The organism is Daejeonella rubra (assembly GCF_900103545.1).
Lineage (GTDB): Bacteria > Bacteroidota > Bacteroidia > Sphingobacteriales > Sphingobacteriaceae > Daejeonella > Daejeonella rubra.
Genome location: NZ_FNHH01000001.1, coordinates 85531 through 104154 on the forward strand (window position 1 = coordinate 85531; position 18624 = coordinate 104154).

General features: G+C 41.5%; 16 protein-coding genes. 14 read left to right on the forward strand and 2 right to left on the reverse strand.

Annotation, left to right across the window (positions count from 1 at the left end; genetic code table 11):
• Positions 1–124: 124 nt before the first annotated feature.
• Positions 125–2224 carry an outer membrane protein assembly factor BamB family protein gene (locus BLR27_RS00355; RefSeq protein ID WP_090697467.1) on the forward strand — a complete coding sequence of 700 codons (2100 nt, stop codon included), beginning with the start codon at positions 125–127 and terminating at the stop codon, positions 2222–2224.
• Between the two features lie 73 nt (positions 2225–2297).
• Here BLR27_RS00355 and BLR27_RS00360 read toward each other — a convergent pair whose 3' ends face one another.
• Positions 2298–3029 carry a YoaK family protein gene (locus BLR27_RS00360; RefSeq protein WP_090697471.1) on the reverse strand — a complete coding sequence of 244 codons (732 nt, stop codon included), beginning with the start codon at positions 3027–3029 and terminating at the stop codon, positions 2298–2300.
• Between the two features lie 455 nt (positions 3030–3484).
• Here BLR27_RS00360 and BLR27_RS00365 point away from each other — a divergent pair, with 455 nt between their 5' ends.
• From BLR27_RS00365 to BLR27_RS00430, 13 genes are all read left to right on the forward strand, one after another.
• A complete protein-coding gene (locus BLR27_RS00365) occupies positions 3485–3877 on the forward strand; it encodes a GreA/GreB family elongation factor (protein ID WP_090697474.1) in 393 nt (130 codons plus the stop codon).
• A 124-nt stretch (positions 3878–4001) separates the two neighbouring features.
• Entirely contained in the window at positions 4002–5294 is a 1293-nt protein-coding gene (locus BLR27_RS00370) for an MgtC/SapB family protein (RefSeq protein WP_090697478.1), read from the forward strand.
• A gap of 412 nt (positions 5295–5706) precedes the next feature.
• Complete coding sequence (locus tag BLR27_RS00375) at positions 5707–6282, forward strand: YbhB/YbcL family Raf kinase inhibitor-like protein (RefSeq protein ID WP_090697481.1); 576 nt, start codon at positions 5707–5709, stop codon at positions 6280–6282.
• Positions 6283–6313: 31 nt separating this feature from the next.
• Positions 6314–7228, forward strand: coding sequence for a 4,5-DOPA-extradiol-dioxygenase (ygiD, locus tag BLR27_RS00380; RefSeq protein ID WP_317040399.1), 915 nt, complete (start codon positions 6314–6316; stop codon positions 7226–7228).
• Between the two features lie 405 nt (positions 7229–7633).
• Positions 7634–8890 carry an L-fucose:H+ symporter permease gene (gene fucP, locus BLR27_RS00385; protein WP_090697485.1) on the forward strand — a complete coding sequence of 419 codons (1257 nt, stop codon included), beginning with the start codon at positions 7634–7636 and terminating at the stop codon, positions 8888–8890.
• On the forward strand, positions 8883–9212 hold the full coding sequence (locus BLR27_RS00390) for an L-rhamnose mutarotase (RefSeq protein WP_090697489.1): 330 nt from the start codon (positions 8883–8885) through the stop codon (positions 9210–9212). Before fucP ends, BLR27_RS00390 begins: the two co-directional genes overlap by 8 nt.
• Positions 9213–9218: 6 nt before the next feature.
• Positions 9219–10895 (forward strand): UxaA family hydrolase, encoded by a 1677-nt coding sequence (locus BLR27_RS00395; RefSeq protein WP_090697493.1) that lies wholly within the window; start codon positions 9219–9221, stop codon positions 10893–10895.
• Between the two features lie 24 nt (positions 10896–10919).
• Complete coding sequence (locus tag BLR27_RS00400; protein ID WP_090697497.1) at positions 10920–11684, forward strand: SDR family NAD(P)-dependent oxidoreductase; 765 nt, start codon at positions 10920–10922, stop codon at positions 11682–11684.
• A gap of 74 nt (positions 11685–11758) precedes the next feature.
• Positions 11759–12616, forward strand: a complete 858-nt coding sequence (locus BLR27_RS00405; protein WP_090697501.1) for a fumarylacetoacetate hydrolase family protein — start codon at positions 11759–11761, stop codon at positions 12614–12616.
• Entirely contained in the window at positions 12603–13445 is an 843-nt protein-coding gene (locus BLR27_RS00410; RefSeq protein ID WP_090697505.1) for an amidohydrolase family protein, read from the forward strand. Before BLR27_RS00405 ends, BLR27_RS00410 begins: the two co-directional genes overlap by 14 nt.
• Positions 13446–13509: 64 nt before the next feature.
• Positions 13510–14292 (forward strand): L-fucose dehydrogenase, encoded by a 783-nt coding sequence (locus BLR27_RS00415; protein WP_090697509.1) that lies wholly within the window; start codon positions 13510–13512, stop codon positions 14290–14292.
• 372 nt (positions 14293–14664) lie between these two features.
• Positions 14665–15369, forward strand: coding sequence for an SGNH/GDSL hydrolase family protein (locus BLR27_RS00425; protein ID WP_090697518.1), 705 nt, complete (start codon positions 14665–14667; stop codon positions 15367–15369).
• A gap of 839 nt (positions 15370–16208) precedes the next feature.
• The gene (locus BLR27_RS00430; RefSeq protein ID WP_090697523.1) at positions 16209–17120 is read left to right on the forward strand and encodes an exonuclease domain-containing protein; all 912 of its coding nucleotides are present in this window, start codon (positions 16209–16211) and stop codon (positions 17118–17120) included.
• Between the two features lie 466 nt (positions 17121–17586).
• Here the strand turns inward: BLR27_RS00430 and BLR27_RS00435 are convergent, their stop codons facing one another.
• Complete coding sequence (locus BLR27_RS00435) at positions 17587–18624, reverse strand: FAD:protein FMN transferase (RefSeq protein WP_090697527.1); 1038 nt, start codon at positions 18622–18624, stop codon at positions 17587–17589.

Sequence of the window (18624 nt, forward strand, 5' to 3'; positions counted from 1 at the left end):
GGGTATTTTTCCCCTACATAGGTTTTGCCCTGATTCCATTTAATAAGAACTCATCAAATTTGTTTTGGATGCCTGATCATGAAATCTTTTTTATAATTTAAAACCATAAAAGCATTCAGGCCTTATGAAAAAGCCCCTCATTAGTTTTGTCGTTCTTTTGGGCATGAGCCTGATATTTCTAAGTTTTAAGGGATATTTTGCCGGGGATCAGGACTGGCCTGAATATCTGGGTGGAGCCGACAGGAATCATTATTCAAGCCTTACACAAATAAATACCGGGAATGTTACAGCTCTGGAGCCTGTATGGGAATATCATACCGGGGATTCAGGGCAGGTTCAATGTAATCCGATCATTGTTGGAGGCCGGATGTTTGCCATAACAGCTTCCAACCATCTGTTTGCTCTTGACGCTGCCAGTGGCAGAGAACTTTGGCGTTTTGCTCCGGAAAAGAAAGGTCCCTCAAACGTGAACAGGGGGATTGCCTATTGGGAAAAGGGTAAAGACAAGCGAATTCTCTTTGCTCACCTTACCTGGCTTTATGCCATAAACCCATCTACAGGCAAGCCGATACCTTCATTTGGTGAAGGGGGTAGGGTTAGTCTGAAAAGCGGATTAGGCGAAGATGCCGCTTCTGAATTTGTTTCATCAACTACGCCCGGAACCATTTATGGTGATCTTATTGTAATGCCTATGCGTTTAGGTGAGGGAACTGGTTCTGCTCCGGGATATATTCAGGCATTCAATATCCGAACCGGCAAAATAGCCTGGGTGTTTAAAACCATTCCGCTTCCGGGTGAAAGGGGATATGAGACATGGCCAGCTGATGCCTATAAAAATCCTGCTATTGGTGCGGCCAACAATTGGGCAGGAATGGCGGTTGATCGTAAACGGGGTATCATTTATATTCCTACAGGATCAGCTTCTTTTGACTTTTACGGCGGGAACCGGAAGGGAGAAAATTTATACGCCAATTCCCTCCTTGCCTTAAATGCAAAGACAGGCGAGTATATCTGGCATTTTCAAACGGTACATCATGATATCTGGGATCGTGACCTTCCGGCTCCTCCAAATCTGATCACCATTAAAAAGGATGGTAAAAGCATAGATGCGGTTGCTCAGGTAACCAAGTCAGGTCATGTTTTTGTATTTGACCGCGTGAATGGAACACCTTTGTTTCCGATCGATGAATTACCATTCCCGCAATCAACTCTTCCCGGCGAGGAGGCCTGGCCTACCCAGCCTGTTCCGCGCTTACCAAAACCATTTGCAAGACAAACGATAACAGAAAATGATATTACCCGTTTTTCTGCTAAAAGAGATTCTTTGCTGACCATTTACAGGAATGCTAATAAAGGAGCATTTCATCCCCTCGACTTTAAACAAACCATTATCTTTCCCGGTCCCGATGGTGCTGCAGAGTGGGGCGGAGCTGCAGTTGACAAAGATGGGATTATGTATGTTAATTCAAATGAAATGGCCTGGCTCTTCAGCCTCAGTAAAAAAAGCATCCCGTCCGCTGTTGCAAGCACAGGCAAGTCATTATACCTGAATAATTGCCAGTCATGTCATAAATCTGATTTTTCCGGAAATCCACAGAGCGGTTACCCCGCATTAGTGGGAATAAGAGAACGTCTTGGTCGCACAGTAACCAGCAATCTGATTAAAAGTGGAAAGGGTATGATGCCGGGATTCAGCCAGATCTCTGATCAGGAAAGGCAGGCCATCATATCCTATATATTTGGTGAAGAAAAAGATGAAATACTTCCTGTAGCAAAAGATGAGTATCCTGACGTTCCTTATCAGTTTAACGGGTATAATAAATTTCTGGATGAAAAGGGCTATCCGGCAATTACACCGCCATGGGGAACTCTAACCGCTATCAATCTGAATACCGGTCAGCATCTTTGGCAGATTCCTCTGGGAGAGCTCAAAGAATTAAGTAAAAAGGGTATTCCGGTTACCGGAACAGAAAATTATGGTGGTCCTCTGGTTACCGCCGGGGGACTTTTATTCATTGCCGCAACCAAGGATAATACCTTCCGTGCAATTGATAAAAAAACCGGAAAAATACTTTGGGAACACCCCTTACCTGCATCCGGTTTTGCCACACCTTCAACCTATCAATTGAATGGTAAACAATATATTGTTATAGCCTGTGGAGGAACCAAACTGGGAATGTCAAAAGGAGATAGTTATGTTGCCTTTGCGCTGGGGAATTTATAATTGGATTTTGTGCTGAATATCGACTCTTAATCTAAACCTGCAACATATTTACATCTCTCAAATGATAGCTAATTCAGGAACGAAGCAGCTTTCTTTTCAGGTAATAAAAACGGTATCGGATATTGTCATAGATCAAGGCAACGATCAGAAATCCGGAAGCAATAAGTAATGACTTGATGCCGAATGAATTATAGGAAAATCCTCCCAGAATACATCCTGAAAAGAAAAATATGATGATGATCATCCTCAATTTGATACTTCGGTAAAGCTTTTTAAGGTCTTCTGCCTGTCGGTAAAAAAATAATTGAGACAGCTCAATTCCTAAATCGGTAAATAAACCCGTCAGGTGAGTTGTTCTGACTATTGAATTTGACACATTGGTAACCAGTGCATTTTGTAGACCCATAGCAAATAATAACAAAAAGGCTATAAATTCGTGATTCAAACCTGCATCAAGCCAATGAAAACCCCAGATCCCAACAAAGCCAAGAATTATGATCTCCAAACCCATTGGCACCGTATGGGCTATTAATGGATTTTTTTTTGAACCAAGTTCGATCAGAAGACTAGAAATGAACGCTCCGGATAAAAATGCCAGAATATAGAATAAAAAGGCTGTGGCATTCAGGTACCGGTTATTGACTATTTCCTCTGCAAAAAATGCAAAGTGACCGGTAACATTTGTAGTTAGTGTTTGTATTGAAAGCACACCGATGATATTAACTATACCAGCAGTCAATGAAAGTATAGCAGCTAAACGGCGATTATGAATGAAGGTTCTCCCTTTGCCTTTATGGCGGAACATATCTGTTTTTTCCTAAAATTACGATATTTTGATGGTTTACGTATAGGAAATGCCCTTCAAATCATTTTTTCATTTAAGTTTTAAGCTTTATCTTTGTATAAATAACCCATTCCCGCAAATGAGTCTGTTTAGATCTGATTATTTTCATAGTATTAAATGCCTTGCTATAAGTATGCAGCTTGCATTTCTATGCTCCAATAACAGATGCCGGATTGATTCATCCATTGGGTATTCTTTCCAGTCAAATAGTAAGGACTTTATTAATTAAGCCCCTCCTTTAAATAACAGGTTGGGGCCTTCCGGTCGAACATTTTCTATTTCTTTCTATTTAATCTCAATTATTCAGATCTCCTGCATTAGTTAAGCTTGTGAATTTCAGCGCAAGTTCATTTCTAAAAAGGGATCAGTTTGGTTTGTCAGATTAACTCATTCATCAATAAATTATTCAAAAAATCATGAAAATCGCACAATTAATCTTGTCAAAAACAGATTTTGAACTGTTAAAAAGCCATCTTAAACTAAGTACCAACCTCTCTGAGTTTAATAAGAAGAAACTAATTCTTGAACTAAAAACAGCCCGGGTGCTGAACTCTGCAGAAATGCCTGATGATGTAGTTTCCGAAAATTCAAAGGTGCAGATCAAGGATGTAGCAAGTGGACAAACATTCGATTTTATATTGGTAGCGCATCAGAAAGCAGATCCAAAAATGAATAAGATCTCAGTCCTTGCACCAATTGGTATTGCTTTGCTCGGTTATCGCCCCGGCATTGAGGTCGATTGGGAGATGCCGAATGGGCTTAGGACTTTCAGAATAGTATCAGTAGAAAGAATGCCGGTAAATCATTGAGTTAATGGTGATCAGTTTCATCTCATCTCATGTTAATTGCCTGATGTCTGAGGTGAATGCGCTATTTCAACTACATATTGGCTAAAATTCTATCTTTAACTATTATTTGAATCTATAAATACAAATGGAGATAGGAACTTCACAGTTTTCTGATTTTAACTTAGACCACCTCATCGGACTGGCAACCAGCATTGGTATTGGCTTTCTGATTGGGATGGAGCGGCAGTTTTCAAAAGAAGCTGTAGAACATCAGGAGCAGTTTGCAGGTATCCGCACGTTTACCATGGTGTCTATGTTCGGATTTATATCAGCGCTGCTATCTACATTGATGGGCGAATGGGTATTCGGATTAACACTGGTCTGCGTTTTTGCATTTGTAATTGTGTCCTATTTGCATTTATCAAAAACCCCGGGAAATAAGGGGGCAACTTCTGAGTTTGCCCTCATAATCACGTTCACATTGGGGGCGATGGTTTTCATGAAGCTCATACTCTTTGCCTTGATTATCATGGTGGTTATGTTAATGCTTCTTGCATTCAAACCAACGCTGCACCTTTTCGTGGAGAAATTAAAACGTCAGGAATTATTGGCGATCATTCTTTTTGTGGTGATGTCAGCATTGGTGATCCCATTTCTTCCGAATGATAATTTCGGTCCCTATGACCTTTGGAATCTGAAAGAGATCTGGCAAATGGTTGTTCTGGTTTCCGGAACAAGTTTGGTTGGCTATATGATCGCAAAATTTATGGGGCAAAAGGGAACAATGCTTGCAGGGATTGTCGGAGGACTGGTTTCCAGTACTTCCGTGGCACTTGCCTTCTCCCGAAAAAGTATGGAGACCAAGTCAATAGCTGCTTCTTTTTTTTATGCGATTGGTGTGATCAGCGCTTGTACCATCATGTTTCCACGGATTCTTTTTGAGGTTTATGTGGTCAATGCTGAACTAGCCAAACAACTATGGATTCCGGTTCTATTGATCTCCGCTGCCGGTTTTGGTTCAGCTGCCCTGATCTACAGATTCAAAAAGGGAAAACCCGGATCAAATGGTATAATTTTAAAGAACCCATTGGACTTTTCTACCGCTATCAAATTCGCATTCCTGTATGCTGCTGTGCAATGGCTGGTAAAATATAGCAGTGTGCATTTTGGGGATAGCGGTACCTATATTGCAGGAGCTATTTCGGGAATTACCGATGTAGATGCGATCACCTTATCAATGGCGAAGATTTCCAAAGCCGGTGGTGATGCAAACCTGGCCATAAATACCATCTTAATCGCTGCTTTGTCCAATACCCTGGTGAAATTTATGATCATATCTGCTTTGGGAAGTATTGAACTACGCAAAACCGCATTTTTTGGATTTCTTGCCATGTTCCTAACTGGCTTAGCCTATTTTTTGATCAGTTCTGTTTTTTAGCTGATATTCTCAAGTGAGCTTTTCTACGCATAAATATTTTTAAGTCTATCTTGATTTGATTATTATTAATTTGACTATAATTTTTTTACTGCCTTTAATAATAAAGCAATGGTCTAACCTAATCACAAAGGACTGATAATAAGCTTTGGCCTCAGCACTAAACCTCCGTTAACTTTTTTTCCTCCGCCCAAGGCGGATGGTGCGGAATGCACTAACCTAGCCCTAGCTTTAACTTTAAAAGCATCAGGTGCAGCGGCGGCATTTTGTTTCTTTTCTGCTGCAGGAAAAGAAAAAAGAAAATATTGAGAATTATGAATGTAGTAAGTGAAGCTTATTATTTAATTTCCCCGGACACTATTGATTTACCACTCATATTTATTAATTTGCTTACCATAAAATCAATCTAATTACCATGAAAAAAATTGTTCTGACACTCGTATTTCTCAGCGGTTTTGTGTTCCTCGCATTAGCACAAATCCCTCCAATGACACTCTCCACAACAGCATTTGCTGATGGAACCATTATACCCATAAAATTTAGTCAGGCAGCACCCGGTGCCGCTCCCGGAGAAGGAACTTCTCCGGCCTTAACCTGGACCAATGCACCTGAAGGAACCAAGAGCTTTTTACTTCATATGCATGATCTGGATTTTGTGCGTAATAAAACGACAGATGATCAGGTACACTGGTTGGTATGGAATATCCCGGCAAATGCTACAGGCCTTCCTGAGGGACTCTCAAGAGGACCCAGATTGCCTGATGGAAGCTACCAGATCAGCGTAACCGGACCGGTTTACCGTGGTCCCGGTGCTGCTGCAAATGGTCCCCTGCATCATTATATGTTTGAGATCTTAGCCCTGGATATCACATTGGATTTTCCGGCAGTTAATAATGATCCCTTTGAAACAAGAGCCAAAGTAATGCAGACTATTCAGGGGCATATCCTTGGGAAAGCAGTTTATGGCGGTTTGTTCAAAAGACCTCAGTAAACACCCTGCTTTACAATCTTGATGCAGATCAATGCTTTTTTTTATCCTGCATCATTTTTATCCGCTTTCTGGGGAGGTACCTTTGTGTAAACTAAATACAGAGGAGGATATCATGACAGGGTTAAGCGGATTTAAACAATTCTCACAGGAATTAAAGGATGATGGTTACCTGATGCCCGTACTTTTTGTGGGCCATGGCTCACCCATGAATGGTATTGAGGACAATGAATTCTCGCGTCGCTGGTCACAGATCGCAAAGGAAATTCCTGAACCTAAGGCCGTGATCGTGGTCTCTGCCCATTGGCTTAGTAATGGGACAAAGATCACTGCCATGGATTTTCCGAAAACGATCCATGATTTTGGCGGTTTCCCACAGGCATTGTTTGATGTTAAATACCCCGCACCGGGAAGTCAGATGGTGGCAAATGAAACAGCATCCCTCTTACATTCTGTTCATGCAGAGCTCGATCATGACTGGGGATTAGACCATGGAGCATGGACCGTCGTAAGGCACATGTATCCAAAAGCGAATATTCCGGTCCTGCAATTAAGTATCGATTATAATAAAGGCCCGCAATTTCATTATGACCTGGCCAAAGAACTCTATTCTCTTCGTAAAAAGGGCGTTTTAATTTTGGGAAGCGGTAATATGGTCCATAATTTAAGAATGGTGGCATGGGACCGTCTCAGTGAGCCTGAATACGGCTTCGACTGGGCACATGAATTAAACCTTAAGTTTAAGAAACTGATTGAAAACGGCGACCATCAGGCCCTGATCAATTACCATCAGATCAGTCCTGATATTGCCTTAGCCATACCAACCGCAGAGCACTATTTGCCCCTGATCTACAGCCTGGGACTTCAGTCAAAAAATGAAGAGATCTCATTCTTTAATGATAAGGCTGTAGGAGGTTCATTGACGATGACCTCGGTGAAGTTTGGATAAAGGCATTATAATTTAATTAGGAAAGTACCACCCCCTTTTATTCCCCAGCGGTGGATACTGGGTGGCTAAGAAAATTTTGTTATAAACTAACATCTCAGCATTAAACTGCAATTTCCTTATCCGTCATGCTGTCCACCGCTGGGTAGAGGGGTGGTTTTTGACATTTAAATAATCCCAAACTGACTCATGGATCAAAATAGGAATAGCCGTGCAATTTCATATAGAAATCTGTAAGAATTACTCCTTAAATCAGATATCTTTGCTCATTAAAATCTCTTTTAAATAAAACATTCTGAATTAGTATTATTGTAAGGTAATCCTCAAACCATTTTAGTTTTTTTCTGCTTTTAAGGATTAAAACAGGAGGGGGAGGACTTTATAAGAAATTTGCTATTTCAGGATCATATGGCCAAAAATAAGTACTTTTTCCCTTTCATCATGGTCACCTCCCTATTTTTTATGTGGGGATTCGTGCATAACCTTGATCCTATTCTGATCCCTCACCTAAAAAGGTCATTCAGTTTAAATAATCTGCAATCTTCACTGGTTGATTCTTCTGTATTTATTGCCTACCTGCTGATGGCTATCCCGGCAGGTATTCTGGTGAAGAATTATGGATATAAATCAGGAATTATTACGGGTTTATTATTATTTGCTTTGGGCTCATTTTTGTTTATTCCGGCTGCTGATACCGGGCAATATCTATTCTTTTTAGGTGCTTTGTTCATCATTGCCTGTGGGTTGACCATTTTGGAAACCGTAGCGAATCCCTATGTTTCACTTTTGGGAGATCCGGCAACTGCAACCAGGCGATTAAACTTTGCTCAGTCCTTCAACGGACTAGCAGCTACCATGGCGCCTATCATTGGAGCCAGAATTATTCTGACAGAAGGTTCTACGGATGAAGAGCTGAGTGCAATGACAGAAAGTGCCAGACAACTTTCTCTTGCAGCGGAAGCATCCAGTGTGAAAACTCCCTACCTTATCCTTGGCAGCCTGATCCTGGCCATAGCTATCATTTTCTATATTATTCGTCTGCCTGAAATTGAGCAGAATGAAGAAGAAGGAGAAAGTAAGAATGTGTTTCATGCCTTACGCCACAAGCATCTCAGCTGGGCTGTAGCAGCCCAGTTTTTTTATGTAGGAGCTCAGGTCTGTATCTTCAGTTTCTTTATTTTGTACGCTGTGGAGGTTGCTCAGATCGATAAAGTTGTTGCCGCAGATTATTTAGGATGGGGATGCGGATTAGCCTTCATGATAGGCAGGTTTATCGGTGTATTTTTCATGAGATTCATTCAATCTGAACGCCTGCTGGCAATTTATTCGGTTTTATGCATACTTTTATGTCTCCCGGCTATCTTTATGCAGGGACACATAGCCATTTATTCGGTTATTGGGATCGCATTTTTTATGTCGATCATGTTCCCAACCATCTTTTCACTGGGTATTAAAGGCCTTGGAAAGGATACTGAATATGGCAGCAGTTTAATTGTGATGGCCATAGTTGGCGGAGCTGTTTTGCCATTAATTTTCGGATACATTGCTGATCTGACCGGTAGTCTGCAATTTGGCCATATTGTTAGTTTGATTTGCTTTGTTGTGATCCTTGCATTTGCATTAAAAGGCCATAAAATAGTGAAAAACGAAATTTTCAATGGATAGATATTGCTTAACCTTAGACCTTAAGGATGATCCTGCACTGATCGCAGAATACGAGACCCTGCATCAGGAAGTTTGGTCAGAGATCATTGAGAGTATCCGTAGCTCAGGAATAGAAAATATGCAGATCTATCGTTTTTCAAACAGGCTTTTTATGATCATGGAGGTCAATGAAGAATTTAGTTTTGATAAAAAAGGAGCAGCTGATGCCGGAAATGCAAAGGTTCAGGAATGGGAAGAACTGATGTGGAAATATCAGCAGGCCATTCCCGGAGTAAAAGCGGGTGAAAAGTGGGTATTGATGAATAAAATATTTGAATTATAAATTACAATGAATAAGAATTTCGAAGAGGGGAAAAAGCATCGGTTTTTACAGATCCACCCCCTGGACAATGTGTTGGTTGCTTTGCAGGATCTAAGCAAGGGAGATGAAATTGCATTTTCTGGTCAAACCTTTCAGCTTAGTACAGATGTAGCCTCAAAGCATAAATTCGCTCTGGTACCATTTAATGAAGAGGATAAGATCTTCATGTATGGAGTTTTGGTTGGCCGGGCCAGCAAGCCAATTGCACTGGGCGAAGCAATTACAACTCAGAATATGTACCATGCCTCCAGTGATTTTGTGCTGGGCGATAGGAAATTAGACTGGCAAAAGCCGGATGTGTCGGAGTTTGCTGGTAAAACCTTCAATGGATTTCACCGTGCCGATGGTTCCGTTGGTACCTCAAATTATTGGCTGGTCATTCCCCTTGTATTTTGTGAAAACCGAAATGTGAATGTGCTGAAAGAAGCACTGGATGAAAAACTGGGCTATAAAAAGGCTAAAAGTTATGAAAATGAGGTAGAAAGCCTTATTTCCTTATATAAAACCGGCAAATCAACGGAAGAAATCCTGAATGCAGACCTGAAGTCAACCCCTGAAGGAGCAGATAAGACCAGGTTATTCCCTAATATTGACGGAATTAAATTTCTTACACATGATATGGGATGCGGGGGTACCAAGCAGGATTCAGATACCTTATGTGGTCTGATCGCCGGTTATATAACCCATCCAAATGTGGCTGGTGCGACTATCTTAAGTCTGGGATGCCAGCATTCACAGATCAGTACATTGCAAAATGAGATCAGCAAGCGGGATAGTTCATTCAGCAAACCACTCGCAATTCTGGAGCAGCAGGATCTGGGGACTGAAACAAACCTGATGCAGGAGGCACTGAAACGCACTTTTGTCGGACTAGTAGAGGCAAATAAGACAGTACGGCAGCCTGCACCGCTTTCAAAACTATGTATCGGACTCGAATGTGGTGGTTCAGATGGTTTTTCCGGGATCTCGGCCAATCCGGCACTGGGTTATCTCTCGGATATCATAGTTTCATTGGGTGGTTCTGTTGTTTTATCTGAATTTCCTGAATTATGCGGGGTTGAGCAGGAGCTTAGCGATCGTTGTGTGGATGTTGATACCGCCAACCGGTTTATGCATTTAATGCGAACCTATAATGCAAGGGCTGAAGCCGATGGCTCAGGTTTCTATGCGAACCCATCACCAGGGAATATACGTGACGGATTGATCACGGATGCGATGAAATCTGCCGGAGCTGCTAAAAAAGGTGGTTCTTCTCCGGTAACCGCTGTTCTTGATTATCCTGAGAAAGTAACAAAAATGGGATTGAACCTGCTTTGCACTCCGGGTAGTGATGTGGAAAGTACTACAGCAGAAGTGGCTTCAGGAACCAATATTGTTCTGTTTACAACGGGCTTAGGTACTCCAACAGGAAATCCGGTTGCTCCCGTTATCAAGCTGAGTACCAACACAAAAACATTTTTAAAAATGCCTGATATTATCGATATTAACTGCGGAACGATCATCGATGGTTCAGAAACGATAAAAGAGAACGCGCATCGCATTCTCGATTTTGTGATAAGTGTGGCCAATGGTGAAGTTCAGCCCAAAGCTGTTCAACTGGGTCAGGATGATTTTATCCCATGGAAACGTGGAGTATCACTTTAATAACAGACTTTAATTGATAGATATATGTTTAGTTTAAAAGGAAAAACCGCCGTAATTACTGGTGGTGGAAGTGGTATCGGAAGAGGTATCGCGAAGGTGTTTGCAGCTCAGGGAGCCGATGTTAAAATTGTAGAGCTTAACCAGGATGCTGGTCTCGCAGTTTGCAAAGAGATCATCGAAGCAGGAGGCTCAGCATCCGTTCATGGATGTGATGTGTCAAAGCAGGCAGATGTTGTTTCATTGTTCAACAGTATCGCTAAGATCGATATTCTGGTTAATAATGCAGGTATAGCTCATGTGGGCAGAGCCGATACAACATCAGAAGCAGATATGGATAGAATTTACAATGTCAATGTAAAGGGTGCATATAACTGTCTTTTTGCTGCTATTCCTTTGATGAAGAAAAATGGCGGAGGTGTCATCCTGAACCTCGCATCCATTGTCGCGATCGTAGGTGTTGCTGATCGTTTTGCTTATTCTATGAGTAAAGGTGCCATTTACGCAATGACCCTTTCTGTAGCGAAGGATTACCTGGCGGACAATATTCGTTGTAACAGCATATCTCCTGCACGTGTTCATACGCCTTTTGTGGATGGATTTATTGCCAAGAACTATCCGGGTCAGGAAAAGGAAATGTTTGAGAAACTTTCTAAAACCCAGCCGGTGGGCAGAATGGCAACTCCTGAAGATATTGCTGCAATTGCCTTGTATCTATGTGCTGATGAGTCCAGCTTTGTAACCGGAAACGATTATCCGATCGACGGAGGATTCATCAAGCTGAATAGTTAATAGCTGTACTATGCAAATTAAGGGGTATTTGATCCCATTTAAACGATTGTCAAACTATAAAATATAAAAATACAATGAAATTAATCAGGTGGGGAAATCCCGGACAGGAAAAAACAGGAGTGATCATCAATGAGGTAAAATACGATACTTCAGCTTTTGGTGAGGACTATAATGAAGCTTTTTTTGAAAATGACGGTCTAAATCGTCTTGCATCATTTTTAAAAGCAAATGAAGGTAAACTTCAGCCTGTCGGCGATAGCGAGCGTCTGGGTTCACCGGTTGCACGCCCCTCAAAAATTCTGTGTATCGGCTTGAACTATGCCAAGCATGCTGCAGAAGCGAAAATGGCAATACCGGCAGAACCAATTCTGTTCATGAAATCGACCACTTCTTTATCGGGACCTTTCGATCCGATCATCATTCCTAAGGATTCTGTAAAATCGGATTGGGAGGTTGAACTGGCATTTGTGATCGGTAAAAAGGCAAGTTATGTATCTGAAGAAGATGCTCTGGATTATGTTGCCGGGTACGTACTTCATAATGATGTTTCTGAGCGAGAATGGCAATTGGAGCGTGGCGGAACCTGGGATAAAGGAAAAGGCTGTGATACTTTTGCTCCGCTTGGTCCCTTTTTGGCTACCAGTGATGAAATAGCTGACCCTCATAAATTGAGATTATGGCTTAAGCTAAACGGTAAAATTTTACAGGACAGTAATACAGACGATCTGATCTTCAATGTTCCTTTCCTGATCTCCTATGTTAGTAAATTCATGACCTTATTACCCGGAGATGTCGTGTCGACAGGGACTCCTGCAGGTGTAGGAATGGGCTTTAACCCTTCAATTTTCCTGAAATCAGGAGATGTTGTTGAGTTGGGTATCGATGGTTTGGGAGTTTCCAGACAGGAAGTAAAAGCCTATGGAGAAAGTTGATGCACATCAGCACTTTTGGAAATTTGATCCTGTAAAGGATAGTTGGATCACAGAGGAAATGGAAGTCATCAGGCATGACTTTCTTCCTCATGATCTGAAACCATTGCTTGATGCCAATGGGATAAATTCCTGCATCGCCGTTCAGGCTGATCAGTCAGAAAAAGAAACAGATTTCCTGCTCAGCCTTGCTGCTGAAAATGACTTTATCAAAGGGGTTGTTGGCTGGACCGACCTATGCGCTGAAAATATTCATGAGCGTCTGGACTATTATTCCCAATTCCCTTTACTCAAAGGCTTCCGGCATATTCTGCAAGCAGAACCGGTAGAATTTTTTCTCAAACCTGAATTTCAGAGGGGATTAGCTGCCCTGAAATTTTACGGATTTACCTACGATATATTGGTCTACCCGCACCAATTACCCGTCACCCTGAACTTGATCCATGGTGTCATCCCGGACTTGATCCGGGAACAGCCATTTGCTATTGACCACCTAGCCAAACCAGACATTAAAAACGGCGCTTTTAACGGTTGGGAAGCTAATATTAAAGAACTGGCAGCCCATGAGAATGTTTATTGTAAACTTTCCGGAATGGTAACCGAAGCTGATCTCAACAATTGGAAAAAAGAAGATATTTATCCCTTTATGGATAAGGTATTGCAGTATTTTGGTCCCGAACGCCTTATGTTCGGCTCAGACTGGCCCGTTTGTCAGCTTGCAGCAGATTATTCGATGGTTTGCGGACTGGTAAAGGAATATCTCAATAAACTTTCGGTCAGAGAACAGGAAATGATCTGGGGCAGAAACGCGGCTTTATTTTACAATTTGTAATAAAAATTCCCAGGGTTTTAATCTGGTCATATTTCTTGACAGATAATTATTGTAGCTTTAATTTATGGATCTACATCTAACAGATAAGGTAATTATTGTTACTGGCGGTGCCAAGGGCATTGGAGCAGGAATCGTTAAAGTTCTGGCTGCAGAAGGGGCAATTCCTGTAGTCGTGGGAAGAAATGAAGCAGATAATCTAAAAGTGATCGCCGAAATTGAAGCTCATGGTGGTCGCGGTTTTCAGATAGTTGCAGAACTTACACAGCCCACAGAATGTGAAAAGGTGGTCAGGATCACCCTTAAAAAGTGGGGCAAAATAGATGCCTTAGTGAATAATGCCGGTGTGAATGATAGTGTGGGACTTGAAAATGGTAATTATCAGCGATTTGTAGATAGTCTCCATAAAAATGTGATCCATTATTATCTGATGGCACATCATGCCTTACCCGCGCTAAAAGCTTCAAAAGGATCGATCGTAAATATCGGATCTAAAGTGTCTGAGACAGGGCAGGGTGGAACCTCAGCCTATGCAGCATCAAATGGTGCCCGCAATGCCTTAACCCGTGAATGGGCGGTTGAATTATTGAATGACGGCATCCGGGTTAATTCGGTGATTGTAGCTGAATGTTTTACTCCTTTATATGAAACCTGGCTGCAAACACTTCCTAACCCAAAAGAAACCCTGCAGCAGATCATCAAAAAGATCCCATTGGGAAAAAGAATGACAACCGCCAAAGAAATTGCTGATACCGTTGCCTTCCTGATCTCCGAAAGATCATCACATACCACCGGCCAGCTGATCCATGTGGATGGGGGATATGTGCATTTGGATAGAGCGATTGGTTGAAAGCCGAAAGCAGAAAGCCAAAAGGGAAAGGCTGAAAGCAGAAAGCCAAAAGCGAAAGGCTGAAAGTTGAAAGCTGAAAGCCAAAAGCAGAAAGCGAAAGGCAGAAAGTGAAATTAGCTTAGTTGTTTGATGTTTTTTACTCGTCATGGAGGCTTTATTCTGTCATTGCGATGGAGTCTTTTTGCTTTGTCATTGCGATGGAGGCACGACAGAAGCAATCTCATACTATCAAAGTTTACCCTCCAAATGAAAAGATTACTGAATATTGAACAAATCAGGCTTGGGTTTTCAGTTTAGGTACTTTAGCCAGACAACAGACAACAGACAACAGACAACAGACAACAGATAACGGACAACAGATAACAGACACTAATGAAAAACCTCCTCCTCCTCCTCTTCACAATTTCCCTGCTATCTTTCCAATCCAATACCCCTGCAGATCCCGCCACATACCTCAATGATCTGAAAAAAGAATTGAAGATCGAATGGCCAAAGAACAGAACCATTAATTTAGTCTTTCATGGGCATTCGGTCCCCGCCGGATATTTCAAAACACCGGTGGTTAATACGCTGGAGGCTTATCCTTACCAGGCTTTGAGAGAACTGAAAGCGGAATACCCATTCGCTGTGGTCAACATTATCAATACGTCCATTGGCGGTGAAAATTCAGTGAGCGGCGCTAAACGCTTTGAATCTGAGGTATTGATCCACCGACCGGATGTGCTTTTTATTGATTATGCCTTGAATGATCGGTCTGTCGGACTAGACAAAGCCCGTGAAGCATGGGAAATGATGATCCAAATGGCCCTGAAAAAAGGTATTAAAGTCATTCTCCTGACCCCATCTCCGGATCAGCGCGTGAATATCCTCGAACCCAATAACGAGCTGGAACAACATAGCAGACAAATCAAGGCTTTATCTGAAAAATATGGCCTCGGACTGGTCGATAGCTATGATCTGTTCCGCCAAAAAGTAGTTTCTGGTGAAAGCATTGTTAACTACATGTCTCAGGTCAATCATCCAAATGAAAAAGGGCATGCATTGATTGCAGGAGGTTTGATGCGGTATTTCAAATAAGGTATAATGTAGTATATCTCGTCATTTCGAAGGAGGAACGACGAGAAATCTGTTGAGTGGAAAGATAATTCCGATTGAAAATATTTCCCTTAGTGATGAGATTTCTCCACGCATCAACGTATGTTTAACTGTAATTATTTGCATCGCGCGTTCGAAATGACGTAAATCACCCGTCATTTCGTTGGAGGCACGACGAGAAATCTGTTGAGTGGAAAGATAATTCCGATTGGAAACATTTCCCTTAGTGATGAGATTTCTCTACGCATCAACGTATGTTTAACTGTAATTATTGGCATTGTGCGTTCGAAATGACGTAAATCACCCGTCCTTTCGAAGGAGGCACGACGAGAAATCTGTTGAGTGGAAAGATAATTCCGATTGAAAACATTTCCCTTAGTGATGAGATTTCTCCACGCATCAACGTATGTTTAACTGTAATTATTGGCATTGTGCGTTCGAAATGACGTAAATTACCCGTCATTTCGAAGGAGGCACGACGAGAAATCTGTTGAAGAGAAAGAAAATTTTGATTGAAAATATTTCCTCAAGTGGTAAAACCACCCCCTCGCACCTCCTCCCCATAAAACCCTCAAAACATAAATCTTCTTCTAATTGTACCCTGTTGTTTATAAAAACAAGGTTTTGGGAAATATCTTTCCTGTTAATTAAATGATTTTCGATAGATTACAGGTTAGTAAAGCCAGTTAAAAATTTATTAAAAGATTATGAATTGCCGCAAGCCATCAAGATTTGTAAGGATTGTGGTGGTTTTGTCACCCTTATATACAAGTTAGCGGTCAGCTTAAAAGACGACCGTGCAAACATAAACGACAGACAAAATGGACTTTATAACATTAGACTTTGAAACAGCGACTTCACAACGGGACAGCCCTTGCGAAATTGGTTTGACGTTTGTTAGTGGCGGACAAATTGTAGATACCAAATCTTGGTTAATCAAACCAATGTATGACGAGTTTGACTATTTCAACATTTTAATTCACGGCATCAGACCCGAACACGTTGCAGACAAACCAGAATTTAACGAACTATGGACAGAAATTAAACCACTAGTAGAAAACAAGTTTCTAATTGCCCACAACGCAGGTTTTGACATTGGTGTTTTACGCAGGACACTTGAAGCATACAAACTTCCATTTCCGACATTGAACTATTCTTGCAGTTACATTTTTTCTAAAATAATTTGGCAAGGACTTCCAGCTTACGACCTAAAAACACTTTGTAAAGTAAACAACATTGACCTTAAACATCACAGAGCTGGACCAGACAGCAAAGCGACTGCAGAACTAACTTTAATAGCGTTTGAACTTGCAGGTGTTTCTTCACTTGACGACTTTCCTGAAAAACTAAAAACATCAGTTGGACAACTTTATGACGGTGGTTACAGACCCTCTGAAACAAAACGAATTTATAAAGCCAAAGACCTAACAAAAATTGTTGGCGACCCAACAAAACATATTCCCGACAGTATTTTTTACGGCAGGACAGCTGTGTTTACAGGAGCATTATCTTCAATGGTTAGAGCGGAAGCACAACAAACAATTGCTGACATTGGCGGTGTAATTGGCAACGGTGTAACAAAGGACACGGACTTTTTAGTAGTTGGACAACAAGACTATCGTGTAGTTGGAGATGACGGAATGAGCAGTAAACAAGAGAAGGCGGTTAAACTAATTGAGAAAGGTTCGACACTTGAAATTTTATCAGAGGACGACTTTTTGAAAAATCTATAATGACATTGGAAGACAGAAAAGAAAGCCGAACTGTTAATAAGGGGTTTGCGATAGTGGGGGTTCCGTGCTTCTCAGACACATTTGTGCAAGGTGGAAGTTCAGTTCTCCAAGTGAAGTTTAGTGCTAAAACTCCCCGCCATCGCAAACCCCCGAAACCGTTGTAAGCTCCCCCAAAAACAGTACAATTTTTCACATCTTTCCATACTGCTTATATCCATTAATTTTGAGCTTTTTTTTGAACGGTCTCCAGACGAACACTAAACGAACACTAAACGAACCTAAGACGAACCTTTTTTCGTCCTGAAATTGCTAAAATACCCTTATGTTTTGTCCTGAAGATTTAGACAATGGGGGCGATAAAATCAGGGTGATTTTTTCCAGGTATTAATACCCGTATTGATCATATGAAACACAGTTTTTTACTTGAATTCTTATCAGACCAATAAGGGAAAATTTAAGACTATCCTCACCTAAAAAACCCAACACTCGCTGTATCCCTCACCACTCCATCTCCATCCCTGTAAATAAAATAAGCATCTAATTCCTTATGCTTTTTAAGGAAGGCAAATGCTCTTTCAATACCCATTCCGATCAGCACATTATCATAACCATCAGCACTCATGGCATTGTGGCTCCGTACGGTTACGCTGATCATCTCATTGTCGATCGGGCGGCCAGTTTTAGGATCCATGAGGTGGGATAGTTTCTTTGATCCATTCTGGATGAATTTCCTGTAATTGCCTGAAGTCGTTATTGCTCCTCCACGCAGCTCAATGACTTTCTGGATAACAGGCTCATCATTACCCTTTTCTGCAGGCTGTTCGATCCCGATTCGCATGACCTGATTTCCAGGTTGTTTACGTCCTTTGACGCGGATCTCGCCGCCAATCTCGATGAGGTAATTTTTAATGGCCTTGCTTTCTAAATAGGAGGCGATCACATCCACACTATAACCCTGGGCAATGCCATTCACATCAATTTTCAGGCATGGCTGCGTTTTAACAAGTATTTTGCCTTCTATGCGGAGCTTGTCGGAACCGGAACAGGAGAGTGCCCTGGCAATTTCGTCATCAGTCGGGTTATTGCTGTGTTTCTTCGCCCCAAAACCCCATGCCTCGACAATAGGAAGAATGCTGATGTCAAATACCCCATTGCTTTCTTTCCATATTTTGAGGGAACGCTGAACTACCTTGAAAAGATGTTCATCCATGAGTATCCCATTCTCTGAATTATTGAATTGATTAATCAGGGAATAGGGTTTGTAAATAGAAAGAGAGCTGTCCAGTTCACTAAAAATTTGATCGATGGAATTAGAACTTATGACCGCTCGTTCAGCATAATAAGTGATCTGATAACTGGTCCCCTGAGCAAAGCCTTCAATTTTGTAGGCTGATGATTTTGAGTTTTTTATGGTCGAACAGGAGCCTATGATCGTAAATGTAAAAAAGATGGAAAGGATCCGGGTAAACCGAATGAATGAAATTTTGCCCCAGTTATTAAACAT

Coding starts and splice junctions, on each gene's coding strand:
- BLR27_RS00425 (WP_090697518.1), top strand. CDS start 14,665: ATGAAAAACCTCCTCCTCCTCCTCTTCACAATTTCCCTGCTATCTTTC.
- BLR27_RS00370 (WP_090697478.1), top strand. CDS start 4,002: ATGGAGATAGGAACTTCACAGTTTTCTGATTTTAACTTAGACCACCTC.
- BLR27_RS00405 (WP_090697501.1), top strand. CDS start 11,759: ATGAAATTAATCAGGTGGGGAAATCCCGGACAGGAAAAAACAGGAGTG.
- BLR27_RS00375 (WP_090697481.1), top strand. CDS start 5,707: ATGAAAAAAATTGTTCTGACACTCGTATTTCTCAGCGGTTTTGTGTTC.
- BLR27_RS00415 (WP_090697509.1), top strand. CDS start 13,510: ATGGATCTACATCTAACAGATAAGGTAATTATTGTTACTGGCGGTGCC.
- BLR27_RS00365 (WP_090697474.1), top strand. CDS start 3,485: ATGAAAATCGCACAATTAATCTTGTCAAAAACAGATTTTGAACTGTTA.
- BLR27_RS00430 (WP_090697523.1), top strand. CDS start 16,209: ATGGACTTTATAACATTAGACTTTGAAACAGCGACTTCACAACGGGAC.
- BLR27_RS00360 (WP_090697471.1), bottom strand. CDS start 3,029: ATGTTCCGCCATAAAGGCAAAGGGAGAACCTTCATTCATAATCGCCGT.
- BLR27_RS00395 (WP_090697493.1), top strand. CDS start 9,219: ATGAATAAGAATTTCGAAGAGGGGAAAAAGCATCGGTTTTTACAGATC.
- BLR27_RS00390 (WP_090697489.1), top strand. CDS start 8,883: ATGGATAGATATTGCTTAACCTTAGACCTTAAGGATGATCCTGCACTG.
- fucP (WP_090697485.1), top strand. CDS start 7,634: ATGGCCAAAAATAAGTACTTTTTCCCTTTCATCATGGTCACCTCCCTA.
- ygiD (WP_317040399.1), top strand. CDS start 6,314: ATGCTTTTTTTTATCCTGCATCATTTTTATCCGCTTTCTGGGGAGGTA.
- BLR27_RS00355 (WP_090697467.1), top strand. CDS start 125: ATGAAAAAGCCCCTCATTAGTTTTGTCGTTCTTTTGGGCATGAGCCTG.
- BLR27_RS00435 (WP_090697527.1), bottom strand. CDS start 18,624: ATGTTTAATAACTGGGGCAAAATTTCATTCATTCGGTTTACCCGGATC.
- BLR27_RS00410 (WP_090697505.1), top strand. CDS start 12,603: ATGGAGAAAGTTGATGCACATCAGCACTTTTGGAAATTTGATCCTGTA.
- BLR27_RS00400 (WP_090697497.1), top strand. CDS start 10,920: ATGTTTAGTTTAAAAGGAAAAACCGCCGTAATTACTGGTGGTGGAAGT.